This is a genomic window from Agromyces sp. NPDC057865 (assembly GCF_042796995.1).
Taxonomy (GTDB): domain Bacteria; phylum Actinomycetota; class Actinomycetes; order Actinomycetales; family Microbacteriaceae; genus Agromyces.
Genome location: NZ_JBHVMJ010000001.1, coordinates 559,198 through 574,392, shown reverse-complemented (window position 1 = coordinate 574,392; position 15,195 = coordinate 559,198). Strand labels below are relative to the sequence as shown.

12 protein-coding genes are annotated in these 15,195 nt (G+C 71.1%); 9 read left to right on the top strand and 3 right to left on the bottom strand.

The annotated features are described in order from the left end of the window. Positions 1-55: 55 nt before the first annotated feature. Positions 56-1,570 carry a M1 family metallopeptidase gene (locus ACFVN5_RS02625; protein WP_376953070.1) on the top strand — a complete coding sequence of 505 codons (1,515 nt, stop codon included), beginning with the start codon at positions 56-58 and terminating at the stop codon, positions 1,568-1,570. A 126-nt stretch (positions 1,571-1,696) separates the two neighbouring features. Here the strand turns inward: ACFVN5_RS02625 and ACFVN5_RS02620 are convergent, their stop codons facing one another. After that, positions 1,697-3,280 carry an MFS transporter gene (locus ACFVN5_RS02620; RefSeq protein WP_376953069.1) on the bottom strand — a complete coding sequence of 528 codons (1,584 nt, stop codon included), beginning with the start codon at positions 3,278-3,280 and terminating at the stop codon, positions 1,697-1,699. Between the two features lie 126 nt (positions 3,281-3,406). On the opposite strand from ACFVN5_RS02620, the gene ACFVN5_RS02615 reads away from it, so the two are divergent. Beyond that, complete coding sequence (locus tag ACFVN5_RS02615) at positions 3,407-3,673, top strand: hypothetical protein (RefSeq protein WP_376953068.1); 267 nt, start codon at positions 3,407-3,409, stop codon at positions 3,671-3,673. Between the two features lie 31 nt (positions 3,674-3,704). On the opposite strand, the gene ACFVN5_RS02610 is transcribed toward ACFVN5_RS02615, so the two are convergent. Beyond that, positions 3,705-4,271 carry a TOPRIM nucleotidyl transferase/hydrolase domain-containing protein gene (locus ACFVN5_RS02610; protein WP_376953067.1) on the bottom strand — a complete coding sequence of 189 codons (567 nt, stop codon included), beginning with the start codon at positions 4,269-4,271 and terminating at the stop codon, positions 3,705-3,707. Positions 4,272-4,530: 259 nt separating this feature from the next. Between ACFVN5_RS02610 and ACFVN5_RS02605 the strand changes: the two genes are divergently transcribed. The 3 genes from ACFVN5_RS02605 to ACFVN5_RS02595 all read left to right on the top strand — a co-directional run bounded on the left by ACFVN5_RS02605 (position 4,531) and on the right by ACFVN5_RS02595 (position 7,875). Next, entirely contained in the window at positions 4,531-5,400 is an 870-nt protein-coding gene (locus ACFVN5_RS02605; protein ID WP_376953066.1) for a serine protein kinase RIO, read from the top strand. 152 nt (positions 5,401-5,552) lie between these two features. Then, on the top strand, positions 5,553-6,335 hold the full coding sequence (locus tag ACFVN5_RS02600; protein ID WP_376953065.1) for an endonuclease/exonuclease/phosphatase family protein: 783 nt from the start codon (positions 5,553-5,555) through the stop codon (positions 6,333-6,335). Positions 6,336-6,474: 139 nt separating this feature from the next. Then, entirely contained in the window at positions 6,475-7,875 is a 1,401-nt protein-coding gene (locus ACFVN5_RS02595) for an MFS transporter (protein WP_376953064.1), read from the top strand. A 32-nt stretch (positions 7,876-7,907) separates the two neighbouring features. On the opposite strand, the gene ACFVN5_RS02590 is transcribed toward ACFVN5_RS02595, so the two are convergent. Next, positions 7,908-8,543 (bottom strand): TetR/AcrR family transcriptional regulator, encoded by a 636-nt coding sequence (locus ACFVN5_RS02590; protein ID WP_376953063.1) that lies wholly within the window; start codon positions 8,541-8,543, stop codon positions 7,908-7,910. A 222-nt stretch (positions 8,544-8,765) separates the two neighbouring features. Here ACFVN5_RS02590 and ACFVN5_RS02585 point away from each other — a divergent pair, with 222 nt between their 5' ends. The 4 genes from ACFVN5_RS02585 to ACFVN5_RS02570 all read left to right on the top strand — a co-directional run bounded on the left by ACFVN5_RS02585 (position 8,766) and on the right by ACFVN5_RS02570 (position 15,195). After that, positions 8,766-11,342 carry a beta-glucosidase gene (locus tag ACFVN5_RS02585; RefSeq protein WP_376953062.1) on the top strand — a complete coding sequence of 859 codons (2,577 nt, stop codon included), beginning with the start codon at positions 8,766-8,768 and terminating at the stop codon, positions 11,340-11,342. A gap of 54 nt (positions 11,343-11,396) precedes the next feature. Next, a complete protein-coding gene (locus ACFVN5_RS02580) occupies positions 11,397-13,058 on the top strand; it encodes an ABC transporter substrate-binding protein (RefSeq protein WP_376953061.1) in 1,662 nt (553 codons plus the stop codon). A 95-nt stretch (positions 13,059-13,153) separates the two neighbouring features. Next, positions 13,154-14,218, top strand: a complete 1,065-nt coding sequence (locus ACFVN5_RS02575) for an ABC transporter ATP-binding protein (RefSeq protein ID WP_376953060.1) — start codon at positions 13,154-13,156, stop codon at positions 14,216-14,218. Next, positions 14,215-15,195, top strand: coding sequence for an ABC transporter permease (locus tag ACFVN5_RS02570; protein ID WP_376953059.1), 981 nt, complete (start codon positions 14,215-14,217; stop codon positions 15,193-15,195). Before ACFVN5_RS02575 ends, ACFVN5_RS02570 begins: the two co-directional genes overlap by 4 nt.

Here is a 15,195-nt window from a genome sequence, read left to right as displayed (position 1 = left end):
TGGTTTCGCCCAAGTGTGCGTCAGACGGAACGGTGAAGGAGGACAGGTGGACAGGATGCGGAGACGAATGCTCGGCGGTGCGACCGTCGCGCTGGTGGTGGTCGCCGGGATCGGCGTGACGGGCGCGGCCGCCGCGCCGAAGGGGCCCGGACCCCGCTACACGGCGGGCGCCACCGGCGCCGGCGACCCGTACTTCCCGTACGCGGGCAACGGCGGGTACGACGTGCAGCACTACGACCTCGACATCACGTACACGCCGCCGGCCGCGTCGCCGGCGCCGCTGGAGGGCCAGCTCACGGGCGTCGCGACGATCGACCTGGTCGCCACGCAGGACCTCGACCGGTTCAACCTCGACCTGCGCGACATGGACGTGACGGCCCTCACCGTCAACGGCAAGCGTGCCGGCGAGGTGCCCGTGCCGGCCGCCGGCGCCGAGGTCGACGGCGCCGCCTACTGGCAGGTGCAGGACGACGCCACCCGCGTCTGGGAGCTCACGGTGCAGCCTCGCCCGAAGATCAAGGCGGGCCAGCACGTGCAGGTCGTCGTCGAGTACGGCGGCACGACGACTCGCCCGGAGGACATCGAAGAGGCCCTCTACGGCTGGGTCACGACGCGCGACGGCGCGATGGTCGTGAGCGAGCCCGATGGCTCGATGACGTGGTACCCGGTGAGCGACCACCAGACCGACAAGGCCTCGTACAGCTTCGCGATCACGGTGCCCGCGGGCAAGGTCGCGGTCGCCAACGGCGTCCAGCCGAAGCCCGAGGAGACGGCGAACGGCTGGACGACCTGGTTCTGGGACGCGCCCGACCAGCAGGCGAGCTACCTCACGACGGCGTCGGTCGGCGACTTCGACCTCCGCGACACCTACACCTCGACGAGCGGCGTGCCGATCATCGACGCGGTGGACACGAAGCTGACGACCACGCGGCTCAACACGACGAACGCGAGCCTGGCACGTCAGGTCGCCATGATCGACTTCTTCGAGAGCAAGTTCGGCAAGTACCCGTTCAACTCGTTCGGCTCCATCGTCGACAACGACTCGGTCGGCTACGCGCTCGAGACCCAGACCCGCCCGGTGTACTCGTCGTCGGCGAGCGAGGGCACGGTCGCGCACGAGCTCGCCCACCAGTGGTTCGGCGACGCGGTGAGCCCCGAGCGCTGGCAGGACATCTGGCTCAACGAGGGCTGGGCGACCTACGCCACCTGGCTGTGGAACGAGCAGCGAGGCATCCGCACCGCCCAGACGGCGTACAACAACTGGTACAACGTGAACCGCCCGGCCTCCTACTGGCAGCTCCAGGTCGGCAACCCCCAGCCGCTCGGGCTCTTCGCCGGGCAGGTCTACGACCGCGGGGCTGGCACGCTCCACGCCCTGCGGCTCGAGGTCGGCGACACCGCCTTCTTCGCCGGTGCACAGCTCTGGCTGCAGCGCTACGACGACTCGGCGGGCACGGCCGAGGACTTCCAGGCCGTGTACGAGGAGGTCTCGGGCAAGGATCTCGACGCCTTCTTCCAGACCTGGCTGTACGACCAGGTGAAGCCCCCGGCAACCTGGACGCTGCCCTAGGCAGCGGGCGGTCGGCCACCCATCGGCCCTCGCGCGTCGCGGCTCCGGCCCGGCGCGCGGGGGCCGATCCGTGTGCGGGGCGCGGGCGCAGCGGCGCACGCGGCATCCCCCATCGCTGCCCGGAACCTAGCCGAGCATCATCCCCTCGCTCGCGCCCGACGCCTTGGGATCGGGCAGTCGACGCATCCGGAACCCGTTCAGGATGCCGAGCACGCCGGCGAGGATCGGCACGAGGAGCGCGACCTGCAGCGCGATGTTCCGCGAGTCCGTGTTGATGGCCAGTACCTCGGCCTGCACCTCGGGCGTCTCGTCGGCCAGGAGCTCCTCGAGGCCCGTGTTCGACATGATCTCCGCGTCCTCCTCGAGCACCGTCGAGACCTGCTGCTGCTGCTCCGACGAGAGCACCGTGCTCGCGTCGGCCATCGCGGTGAACGTGAAGGCGAGCGTCGCGAGCATGATCGCGCCGGCGAACGCCAGTCCGAACGAGAGGCCGAAGGAACCTGCGGCCGAGTTCACGCCCGCCGCCTCGCTCACCCGCTCGTCGGAGATGGGCGACAGCGTGTAGTTGTTGAGCTGCGACACGAGCAGGCCAAGGCCGCAGCCCGAGATGATGAGGGGGATCGTGAGCCACCAGCCCGAGTCGGCGATCGGCACGATGGGCACGAGGATCGCGAGCCCGGCGACGACGAGCACGAAGCCCCAGAGGATGACGCTCGCCGGACGTCGCTTGAGCCCGCGGCCAGCGAGCAGCGCGATGACGAACATGCTGATCGACAGCGGCGCGATCGAGAGTCCGGCCTGCAGCGCGTTGTACTCGAACACCATCTGCAGGTAGATGGGCAGCACGATCATGGTGCCGCCCAGCGCGACCTGCTGCAGCAGCTGTCCCGATGCCCCGGTGCGGAACATCTTGGACTTGAAGAGGTCGGGATCCAGCAGCGTCGGCTTGCCGCGGGCCTTCCGCCGCCGCAGCCACCACACGAGCGCGCCCAAGGCCATGACGCCGAGGCCGATGATCACGCCGACGTAGCCGCCGCCCTCCTGCCAGACGAGGATGCCGGTGACGACGCCGCCCATGCCGATGATCGAGAGCGCGGCGCCGACGAGGTCGATCGAGCGGTCGCCGTGGTACGGCACGTCCTTCACGAGGCCGATGCCCGCGAGCACCACGGCGATGATCACGGCCTCGAGCAGGAACCCGACCCGCCAGGAGAGGAACGTGGTGATGAAGCCGCCGAGGAGCGGTCCGACGGCCGCGGCGATGGCGGCGGATGCCCCGACGAGGGCGTACACGCGCTTCTGGTGATCTCCCTCGAAGTTGCCGTGGATGAGCGACTGCATGGCGGGCAGCAGCAGCGATGCCCCGATGCCGCCGATGACGGCCCAGAAGAGGATGACGGCGCCGAGGTTCTGCGCGAGCGTCATGGCGATCGCCCCGACGGCGTACCCGAGCAGGCCGAGGATGTAGGCGAGCTTGCGGCCGATGAGGTCGCCGGTCTTGCCGCCGATGAGGATGAAGGCGGCCGAGACGAGCGCTTCGAGCGCGATCGCGCCCTGCACGCCGCTCACCGTGGTGTCCAGGTCGCGCACGACCGCGGAGATCGACACGTTCATGAGCGACGTGTCGACCACGAGCACGAACATCGCCATCGCGAGGAGGAACGCGAGACGGAAGTTGAACGGCGCCCCAGGCGCGCCCTGTCCACTCATGACTGAACACAACCACAGTCCGTCGCGCACGGGTAGACCCGACGCGCAGCGGATTCCATGACCGCGTCCCACCGGGCGCTGGCAGAATGGGGAACCGGATCACGAGCATCGGCGAAGGGAGCCGGCATGGCGGAACCGATCGAGGTCGGACAGGTCTCGTACACCCTCTCGGCGGACTACTACGCGACGGTCGGCGCCGACTTCGACACCGAGGCGGTCGACGACGCCATCCTCGCGAAGCTGAACGAGCTGGTGCCCACGGGCGTCGTCGTGCACCGCAACGGCCAGGCGTTCGCCGACCCCGACGTCGCCGACGTCGCCCGCCGGCTCGACTGGCAGCACCTGCTCTCGCAGATCGACGTCGACCAGATCCTCGCCGACCACGCCCGCTGACGCACGCGGTCGCGCGGCCGGAGTCGGAGCCTCAGCCCACGACGGCGTCGAGCAGGCGCAGCATCGGCTGCGGCATCCGCTCGATCGGCAGCACCTCGACGACGTCGGCGGCGAACCAGGTCTTGCGCCCGGCCGCCGTGCCCGCGAAGCGGCGCAGCTGCGCATCGATCGGCCGGTCGCGCTGGTAGGGCTGGCGCTGGAACGTGCGGAACCGCGAGAGGTCGCGATGCTCGGCGAGCACGCCCTCGATCACGTCGGCGCCCGCGGCGCGGATGAGCTCGTCCTCGAGGTCGAGCGTGCAGGCGAAGAAGCCGAGCGCCTCGAGGTCGTCGACCGAGTCGGCCGGGCCGCGCCCGGCCGCCGTGAGCATGCGCGCGACGTGCGCCTGCTCGCCGACGTCGAACAGGCCGAGCACCCGCGGCGGCGCCTCCCGCGCGTCGAGCTCGGCGAGGTGGTGCCGCAGGTTGGTGATGCCGTCCATGGGCACGACGTCGGCGCCGGATGCCGCGAGATCGTGTCCGAGACGACGTGCGAGCGCCGCGAGCGCGCGCCGGTCGCTCTCGCCCTCGACGAGCACCACGGTCGCGTCCGCGCGCATGGCAGCACCCTACTCGCGCGCACGGACGCGGCATCCGCTCGGCGACCGGGCCCCGAATCGACCGTGGACACGGCGGCGCACAGCGCGTATGCTCGCCTCCGGACCGCGCCACGCGGCATCCGAGCCCGAGAGCGGAAGGAGAGAACGATGACCACCGTCTTCGTCGCGCGCCTCATCGCAGACACCCTTCCCTGCGAGGCCGCCCGCCCGTAGCGCTCAGCGCCGCGTCCGGTGGCCTCCATGATCTCGGAGAACCACCGTGAACTTCCTCTCGTCTCTGGACGATTCCGCCGCGCCGTCCGGCGCGCCCACCTCCCTCGCATTCCAGGCCGCCGAGCCCGGCGAGGGCCAGCGCTGGTCCACGTGGCCGGCGACCATCCCATCCGAGCGCGGCCCCGAGCCGCGCCCCGACTGGCTCGTCACCTCCGCCGCGGCAATCGACACCGAGCTCGGCGTCGTGAAGACCGGCAAGGAGGCGAACCTCCACCTCATCGAGCGGGCGATCCCGGATGCCCCGACGGACGTGCCGGGGAACCGGGTGCTGCTCGCCGCAAAGCGCTACCGCACGAGCGAGCACTCGGACTTCCACCGCTCGACCATCTACACCGAGGGTCGCGGCCTGCGCCGCACCCGCGACGTCCGCGCCGTGGCCAAGGGCACGTCGTTCGGTCGCGCGGTGGCGCGCGTGCAGTGGGCCTACGCCGAGTTCGACGCGCTGACCCGGCTCACCGAGCTCGGGGCATCCGTGCCGTACCCGGTGCAGGTGCACGAGACCGAGGTGCTCATGGAGTTCATCGGCGACGGCCGGGTTGCGGCACCGCGCCTCGCCCAGCAGCGGGCGGATGCCGCGACCCTCCGCGACCTGTTCCAGCAGGTGGCGGACTTCATGCGGCTGCTCGCCCGGGCCGGCCTTGCGCACGGCGACCTCTCGCCGTACAACCTGCTCGTGCACCAAGGCCGGGTCGTGGCGATCGACCTGCCCCAGGTGGTCGACCTCGTGTCGAACCCGCAGGGCTTCGACCTGCTGCACCGCGACTGCGTCAACGTGTGCGACTGGTTCACCCGGCAGCGGCTCGAGTGCGACGCCGAGGAGCTGTTCGGCGAGCTCGTGGGCGAGGTCGGGTTCTAGGGCTGGCCCCGCGGCGCGGATCTTGCGGGCCGCGGGGCCGCCCCGCCGAACGGACGCCAGCTGCGTGAACGACCCTTCGCAGCTCGCATCAGGCGTCCGTTCGGCAGCGCAACGGGGTTCCGGATGCCGCGGGCGCGGCCTACGCTCGCCCGATGCGCTTCGTGACATGGAACGTGCTGTGGCGGTTCGAGCCCGACTGGCGGGCGCGGGAGCGCGGCATCCTCGTGACGCTCGGGCGGCTGCGACCCGACGTCGTGGGCCTGCAGGAGTGCTGGGGAACCGACGGGACCTCGCAGGCGCACGTCGTGGCGGAACGGCTCGGGCTGCACGCGGAGTTCCTCGCGCCGTCGCTGCCGCCCGTGCCGGTGCCGCCCGAGCATCCCGACCAGGCGGGCGTATCCATGGGCGTCGGGCTCGTGAGCCGGTGGCCGATCCACGGCGTCACGCGCCACGTGCTGCCCGTGAGCCACCGGCAGGTCGCGCCCGTGGCGCTCGAGGCCGAGGTGCGGCATCCGGATGCCGCGTTCCGCGTGATCGTCGCGGCGACCGAGTGGGAGCCGGCGTACGCCGCCGACCACCTCGCGCAGACGACGAGGCTCGCCGAGCTCCTCGCTGCGGCGACGAAGGCGGGTCCGGCGTTCCTCCTCGCGGACCTCAACTGCGACGTGACGCAGCCCGAGTTCGCGCCGCTCGCGGCGGTGTCCGACGACACCTGGGAGCTCGGCGGCGGCGGACCCGACACGGTCACGTTGAGCTCGGTGGTGCCGTTCGCGCCGCTCGAGGCCGTGAAGGAGATCGACCGCCGGGTCGACCACGTGCTGGTGCGGCGCGGCGACGGCGTCACGGTGCATGGCGCGTCGGTCGCCGGCGAGCCGGTCGACGGGCTGTTCCCGTCCGACCACTTCGCGGTCGTGGCCGACGTGAGCCTGCCGTGACACGGTGACGCCGCCCTCTCGCGCGCGGGGGATCGGCGGCGTTACAGTGCAGCAGGATCAGCGACGATCCCCCGGCCGATGCGGCGGCGCTCAGCCGCGCGACATCCGCCGTTCACCCGAACGAACGAGGCTCTCCCACATGACCCAGCACTCCGAGTCCGCCGGCGCGACCGAGCACCTCGAACCCGTGACCGGACTCGAGCTCCAGGGCGATCACCGGATCCCGGCGAAGCAGGTCTGGTCGTGGGCGCTGTGGGACTGGGCGACGCAGCCGTTCAACTCGGTGATCCTCACGTTCGTGTTCACGGCGCTGTACCTGACGAGCGACGCCTTCCTGAACCCGTCGGTGGCCGGCCTCGGCGAAGACGACCCGGCGCACGAGCAGGGCCTGGCCGATCTCGCGAGCGGGCTGGGGTGGGCCATCACGATCGCCGGCATCCTCATCGCGCTGCTCGCTCCCGTGCTCGGCCAGCGCGCGGACGTCTCGGGCCGCCGCAAGGTCTGGCTCGGCGGCGCGACCATCGCGCTCATCGTCACGATGTTCGCGCTGTTCTTCGTGCAGGCGAGCCCCGCGTACTTCGTGCTCGGCATCGCGCTCATCGCGGCCGGCACGGTGTTCAGCGAGATCGCGGGCGTGAACTACAACGCGATGCTCGTGCAGGTGTCGACGCCGAAGACGGTCGGCAAGGTGTCGGGCCTCGGCTGGGGGCTCGGCTACATCGGCGGGATCATCGCGCTCGTGCTCGTGGTCGTGGCGACGACGTTCGACTGGTGGGGCATGCCGACCGACAACGGCCTCGCGTACCGCGTCATCGCGGTCGGCTGCGCCATCTGGGCGATCCTGTTCGCCTGGCCGATCTTCGCGTACGTGCCCGAGGCGCCGCCCGCCGCGCACCGCGAGAAGGTCGGGTTCTTCCGCGGCTACGCCGTGCTGGTGCGGGACATCAAGGCGCTCTGGCGCGAGTCGCGGCCCACGTTCTGGTTCCTGCTCGCGAGCGCCGTGTTCCGCGACGGGTTGGCCGGCGTGTTCGCGTTCGGCGCCGTCATCGCGGCGGTCGCCTTCCACTTCACCTCGAACGAGGTGCTGCTGTTCGGCGTCGCCGCGAACCTGCTCGCGGGCCTGTCGACGATCCTCGCGGGCCGGTTCGACGACCGGTTCGGCGCGCGGGCCGTCATCCTCGTCGCCCTCGGCGGACTGGTGGTGTCGGGCCTGCTCGTGTTCTTCCTGCACGACGCGGGCAAGCTCGTGTTCTGGGTCTTCGGGCTCGTGCTCACGCTCTTCGTCGGACCTGCGCAGGCGGCGTCCCGATCGTTCCTCGCGCGCGTCACGCCGGCCGGCCGCGAGAGCGAGATCTTCGGCCTCTACGCCACGACCGGCCGCGCGGCGAGCTTCCTCTCGCCGCTGCTCTGGTCGCTGTTCATCGGCATCGCGGGCGCGACGTACTGGGGCATCCTCGGCATCATCATCGTGCTCGCGGCCGGCTTCGTGATGATGCTGTTCGTGCGCGTGCCCGAGCGGTCGGGGGCGCCGGCTGCGTAGGCGCGCGCCCGCGGCATCCGTGAGCCTGCGGCTCAGCCGCGCTTGAGGCGGTCGACGAGCTCGTCGATCGTGCGGCTGAGGATGCGCGGCATGTCGATGGCCTCGGGCTCGAGCAGCCACTGCACCTGCAGGCCGTCCATGATCGCGATGAGGGCGGATGCCGCGTCCTCGAGCTCCTGCTGGTCGGTGTTGCCCGACACCTCGCCGAGCACGCCCGCGATCTTCGCCCGGAGGACGTGGAAGCGCCCCTGGAAGTAGTCGTGCGCCGGATGCCCGTCGGTGACGGACTCGCCCGAGAGCACGGAGTACGCCTGCACGACGCCGCGCCGGTGCGTGTTCTCCTCGACGGTGTCGACGAGGTGCTGCAGGAACGCCGGACCCTCGGTCTGCGCGCGGGCCGGGACGCCCGCGACCTCCTCGCCGTCGCGGTACTTCAGCATCGCGACGAGCAGGCCCTCCTTGCTCCCGAAGTGGTGCAGCACGCCGGCATGCGTCATGCCCGCCTGCTCGGCCACCTCGACGAGGGCGCCCTTGTTGTATCCGCGCGCGCCGAAGACGTTCATCGCCGCCTTCAGCACCGCCTCGCGGCGCTCGGTCGTGCGCGCCTGCGGGCGCTGCACGCGCTCGGCGGCGGGCCGGCTGCGCGTGTCGTCTCGCGCTGTCTCCACCACGGTGTTCCCTTCCTGTGCGGCTCGCCGCCGCGGCATCCGCTGTTCTGCCGGAGGCCCCGACGAGGCTCGCGAGTCGAGTGCAGCACTCGTGACGCGGCCCCGGAACGGACCCGGGCACGCCGTTACCGAACTGTGACTCTTCCAAACTTACTTACAAGTCAGTAAGTGTGCCAGCATGTCGTTCGTCACTCAACGACGAGCTGTGAATGGAGTATAGGCGTGACCCCAACGACCGCCACCGGCGCCCTCGACGAGAGCGGATCCCTCTCCGGCACCGAGACGATCGCGCAGGGCCGGGGCTTCGACGCCGCGGCCGCCGCCGCCTCGCTCCCCCTCGACGAGAAGGTCGCCCTGCTGACCGGCGCCGCGACCTGGACGCTGCGCGAGATCCCCGCGATCGGCCTGCGCACGATGACGGTGTCCGACGGCCCGATCGGCGTGCGCGGCACGGGCGACGACGGACTGGCCTCGGCCCAGCTGCCGGCGCCGTCGGCCACCGCCGCGACGTGGGACGTCGACCTGCAGGCCCGCCTCGGCGCGCTCATGGCGGCGGAGGCGCGGCGAAAGGCGGTCGACGTGATCCTCGCGCCCGTCGTGAACCTGCAGCGCAGCCCCGTGGGCGGCCGCCACTTCGAGTGCCTCGCCGAGGACCCGCTGCTCACCGCGCGCCTCGCCGTCGCGTTCGTCGGCGCCATCCAGGAGCAGGGCGTCGCCGCGTGCGTGAAGCACTTCGTCGGCAACGAGACCGAGACCGACCGCACCGAGTACCTCTCGCGCATCGACGAGCGCACGTTGCGCGAGGTCTACCTCGCGCCGTTCGAGGCCGTGGTCGACGCCGGCGTCTGGACGATCATGGCCGCCTACAACGGCCTCACCCGCAACGGCGTCGACGCCACCGCGACCGCGCACGGTCCGCTGCTGAACGGCATCCTCAAGGGCGAGTGGGGCTTCGACGGCGTCGTGGTGAGCGACTGGCTCGCCACGAAGACGGCGGTCGAGCCGGCGCTCGGCGGCCTCGACCTCGTGATGCCCGGTCCCGGCGGCCCGTGGGCCGAGGGGCTCCTCGACGCGGTCCGCGACGGACGCGTGCCCGAGTCGGCGATCGACGACAAGGTCGCCCGCATCCTGCGCCTCGCCGAGCGGGTCGGCGCGCTCAGCGGCCTGGCCGGCGAGGTCCTGCCCTACGACGCGAGCGGCGCGACCGAGGACCCCGCGTCCGACGAGGTCGTCGCGCTCCTCACCGAGGCCGCGGCCCGCTCCACCGTCGTGCTGCGCAACGAGGGTGGTCTGCTCCCGGTCGCAACGGGCGCCGACGGCCCCCGCCGCATCGCGCTCATCGGCCACAACGCGGTGGAGCCGTTCACCCAGGGCGGCGGCAGCGCGTTCGTGACGCCACCGCACGTGAGCGCGCCGATCGACGCCCTTCGTGCCGCGTTCCCGGACGCCGAGGTCGCCCTGCATCGCGGCGGCGCGGCGACGGTCGGCGCCCCGCTGGCCCCGGGCGAGCTCCTCACGACACCCGACGGCGAGCCGGGCATCCGCATCGACCTGCTCGATGCCGACGGCGCCGTGCGCGAGTCGCTGCAGGTGCCGGATGCCGCGAGCCTCTGGTTTCCCGTGCACGACGCCGCCGTGGCATCCGCCCGCCTCACCACCGACGTCGAACTGCGCGCGGTCGGCCGGCACGTGATCGAGCTCGCGCCGGTCGGCGCGCACCGCGTCACGGTCGACGGCGTCCTGCAGGGCTCGTCGGACGAGCCCGTCGGCGTCGAGGTCGTGCTGAACTCCAGCTACGCGAATCCGCCCAGCGTCGAGGCCGTGGTCGAAGTCGACGCCCCGCGGCTCGCCCGCGTGGAGGTCGACGCGCAAGTCGTCGACGGGGAGTCGTACGGGCGCTTCGTGCGCGTGCACTTCCGCTACCGTGCACCGGGGCTCACGATCGACGAGGAGCTCGACGCGGCCGTGGCGGCCGCCGCGGCATCCGACCTCGCGGTCGTCGTCGTGGGCACCAACCCCGAGACCGAGTCCGAGGGCTGGGACCGCCCCGACCTCGCGCTGCCCGCCCGGCAGAACGAGCTCGTGCGCCGCGTCGCCGCCGCCAACCCGCGCACGGTCGTGGTCGTGAACGCGGGCGCCCCGGTGATCCTGCCGTGGCTCGACGAGGTGTCCGCGGTGCTCTGGTGGTGGCTGCCCGGACAGGAGGCCGGCACGTCGCTCGCCGCGGTGCTCACGGGCGCGATCGAGCCGAGCGGCCGCCTGCCGTGGACCCTCCCCGCCCGTGAGGAGGACGTGCCCGTGCCGCACGGCATCCCCGTCGACGGCGTGATCGAGTACACCGAGCGCCTCGACGTGGGCCACCGCGGTTGGGACCGGCTCGGTCGCACCCCCGCCCGCGAGTTCGGGTTCGGGCTCGGGTACGCCGAGTGGGAGTACCGCTCGGTCGAGATCATCGACGCGGCATCCGCCGAAGCCGATGTCGCCGCCGTCGTGCGCGTCACGATCGCGAACACGAGCGCCCGCGACGGGCGCGAGGTCGTGCAGCTCTACCTCGCCGCCGACCCGGCCGACGCGGCATCCGACCCCGACCGCCCGTTGCGCTGGCTCGCCGGCTTCGCGGTCGTCGACGTCGTCGCGGGCGGCACCGCCACCGTGGACCTGCCCATCGACCGCCGCGCGTTCGAGACCTGGTCGACGGATGCCGCGCGCTTCACCCTCCGGCCCGGCGCCTACCGCGCGCACGTCGGCCGGTCCTCACGAGACCTCCGCCTCGAGATCGGCGTGCCGATCCGCGGCTGAGCACCACGCAACACCAACGCACCAACTCACACAGAAATGCAAGGAGGCATGGAAATGCGAAAGAGCATCCTGGCCGCCGGCGCCCTCGTGGTCGCCGCCGGCCTGGCGTTCACCGGGTGCAGTGCCGGGGGCGGCGGGGGCGGTGACGCGAGCAACAAGGTGCTGACGATCGGCATGCCGAACGGACCGCAGGCGCCGAACCAGAACCCGCTCGCCACCGGCTCGGCCTCGCTCTCGCTGGGCTACGCGTACGTCGTGTACGAGTCGCTCATGCAGATCAACGAGCTGCACCCCACCGACGACCCCACCCCGTGGCTCGCCGAGTCGGTCGAGTGGAACGACGACTCGACGCAGGCGATCATCACCGCGCGCGACGGCGTGAAGTGGTCGGACGGCGAGGACTTCACCGCCGACGACATCGCGTTCTCGATCCAGCTGCGCAAGGACACCCCCGAGCTGAACATCGACTTCCCCGACCAATACGGCGACATCTCGGTCGACGGCAACCAGGTCACGGTCGACTTCACGACCTCGCAGTACGTCAACCGCGACAAGCTCTACAAGCTGCTCATCGTGCCCGAGCACATCTGGGCCGACGTCGACCCGGTGCAGTTCACCGACGACGAGATGATCGGCACCGGGCCGTACCTGCTCGACCAGTTCACGCCGCAGTCGGTCACCATGAAGCCGAACCCCGACTACTGGGGCGGCCAGCCGAAGGTCGGCACCCTGCGCTACGACACGTTCAACGACAACAACGGCCTGACCACGGCGCTCACCACCGGCGAGGCGCAGTGGGGCTGGACGTTCATCCCCGACTACGAGAACACGTTCATCGCCAAGGATCCCGAGCACTTCCACCAGGTGGCGGGCGGCGGCTTCGGCGTCGACGTGCTCTACCTGAACAACGAGACGAAGCCGTTCGACGACCCCGCGTTCCGCACGGCGCTCAACCTCGTCGTCGACCGCGCCGAGATCTCCGAGAAGGCCGGCTACGGCGTGTGGCCGCAGATCTCGAGCGTCACGGGACTGCCGCAGCCGTCGGGCGACGCGTACATCGCGCCGGAGTTCGACGGGGCCGAGCTCGAGGTCGACGTCGACGGGGCGAAGCAGCTCCTCACCGACGCCGGCTACACCTGGGACTCGTCGGACAAGCTCGTCGATCCCGACGGCACCGCCGTGACCTTCACGCTCACCAACCCCGCGGGCTGGAGCGACTACCTGTCGGCGCTCGACATCATCAAGGCGGGTGCCGAGGAGCTCGGTGCCACCGCGACCGTCGAGCCGGCCGTGCAGGACACGTGGTTCAACGACATCATCCCGTTCGGCAACTTCCAGGCGACCCTGCACTGGACCGACGGCGGCTCGACGCCGTGGAACCTCTACTCGAACATCATGGACGGCGCGTCGTACGTACCGCTCGGCGAGACCGCGAACTGGAACTTCGGCCGCTACCAGAACGACGCGGTCACCCAGGCGCTCGCGGCCTTCAAGGGCGCATCGGATGACGCGACCCGCGCCGAGGCGATGCAGGTGATCCAGGACGCGTTCGTGAACGACGCGCCCGGCCTGGTGATCTGGTCGCGCCCCGCCGTGGCACAGTACTCCACGGTGAACTACACGGGCTTCCCCTCGGAGGACGACCCCTATGCGAACCCGCAGCCCACGGGTCCGCAGGCGGCGCTCATCCTCTCGAAGCTCGAGCCCACGAAGTGACCCGCATCACCGAGTGACCCCCGGTGTGGTGCGGCGGATGCCTCCCCGAATCCGCCGCACCGCACCCGAACCGACCCGAACCCCTGGTGAGTGAGATGAGCAACGAAGCCCACGAACCCGAAACCCCGGTGCTGCAGGCCGTGCGCCTCAGCAAGCACTTCCCGGTCCGCGGCATCCGCTCGAAGGACGTGGTGCACGCCGTCGACGACGTCGACCTCGAGCTCCACCGCGGCCGCGTCGTCGCCCTCGTCGGCGAGTCGGGCTCGGGCAAGTCGACCATCGCCCGGCTCCTCGGGCAGCTCATGCCCGCGACGTCGGGCACGATCCTGCTGCACGGCTCGGATGCCGCCGCCAAGGGTCGCCGCGCGTTCCGCCGCTACGTCGGGCGCGTGCAGATGATCTTCCAGGACCCGTTCGGGTCGCTGAACCCCGTGCACACCGTGCGCTACACGCTCACCCGCAGCCTGCGCATCCACCGCGGAGCCCTCCGCGGCCACGAGCTCGAGGCCGCGCTCGACGAGCTCCTCGACCGGGTGCAGCTGCGGCCGACCGAGCGGTACGTGGACAAGTACCCCCACGAGCTCTCGGGCGGGCAGCGGCAGCGCGTCGCGATCGCCCGCGCCCTCGCCGCGAACCCCGAGGTGCTCCTCGCCGACGAGCCGATCTCGATGCTCGACGTGTCGATCCGGCTCGGCATCCTGAACCTCCTCAAGGACGTCCGCGTCCGGCTGCGCATCGCGATCCTCTACATCACGCATGACATCGCGTCGGCGCGGTACTTCGCGGACCGCACGATGGTGATGTACGCCGGACGCGTCGTCGAGACCGGCGACAGCGAGTCGGTCACGCAGGACCCGAAGCATCCGTACACCCAGCTGCTCGTGCGGTCGGCGCCCGACCCCGACGACCTCGAGGCCCGCGCCCACGGCGCCCGCGGCGAGGCGCCGAGCCTCGTGCGGCCACCGAGCGGATGCCGCTTCAACCCGCGCTGCCCGTTCGCCACCGACCTCTGCCGTGCCGAGGTCCCCCCGCTCGCCGAGGTCGGCGAGGGCCGGCAGGCCGCCTGCTGGGGCTACTCCGACCGCGACGGACGACCCGAGCTCGACTCGGTGCTCGAGGCCTTCGGCGAGCGCCCGACCGTCGAGGAGCCCGTCGCATGAGGTTCATCGGCCGTCGACTCGTCTTCTACGTGATCACCCTCTGGGCCGCGGTCACGATCAACTTCTTCATTCCCCGGCTCATGCCCGGCGATCCGGTCAAAGCACTCATCGCGAAGAACCAGGGCCGCATCTCGACGGACGCGATGGACTCGCTCTACGCGCTCTTCGGCCTCGACCAGCAGGTGCCGCTCTGGCAGCAGTACCTCGACTACTGGAAGACCCTGCTGAGCGGCGACCTCGGCGTCTCGTTCGCCTACTTCCCGACCCCGGTGAGCGACCTCATCAACCAGGCCCTGCCGTGGACCGTCGGCCTCGTGGGCGTCGCGACCATCATCAGCTTCGTCATCGGCACGCTCATCGGCACCGGCATCGGCTGGCGCCGCGGCACGTGGGCCGACTCGCTGCTGCCGATCTCGACCTTCTTCTCGGCGGTGCCGTACTTCTGGCTCGCGCTCATCGCGATCTTCGTGTTCTCGGTCACGCTCGGCTGGTTCCCCGCGAGCGGCAGCTACGACCGCTCGCTCGTGCCCGGCTGGTCGTGGGAGTTCGTCGGCTCGGTCATCTACTACGGCACGCTGCCCGCGCTCACGATCGTGATCTCGTCGATCGCGGGCTGGATCCTCGGCATGCGGAACATGGTCGTGACGGTCTCGTCGGAGGACTATGTCACCGTCGCCCAAGCGAAGGGACTCTCGGAGCGGGCCGTGCGCACGGGCTACGCGGCGCGCAACGCGGTGCTGCCGCAGGTGTCGAGCTTCGCGCTGTCGCTCGGGTTCATCGTCGGCGGCACGCTCATCATGGAGATGGTCTTCAGCTACCAGGGCATCGGCTTCATGCTCTTCAACGCCGTGAACGCCAAGGACTACCCGCTCATGCAGGGGTGCTTCCTCGTCATCACGATCGCGGTGCTCGTGGCGAACATCCTCGCCGACTTCGTCTACGCGGCACTCGACCCCCGCACCCGGCAGGAGGGCTGA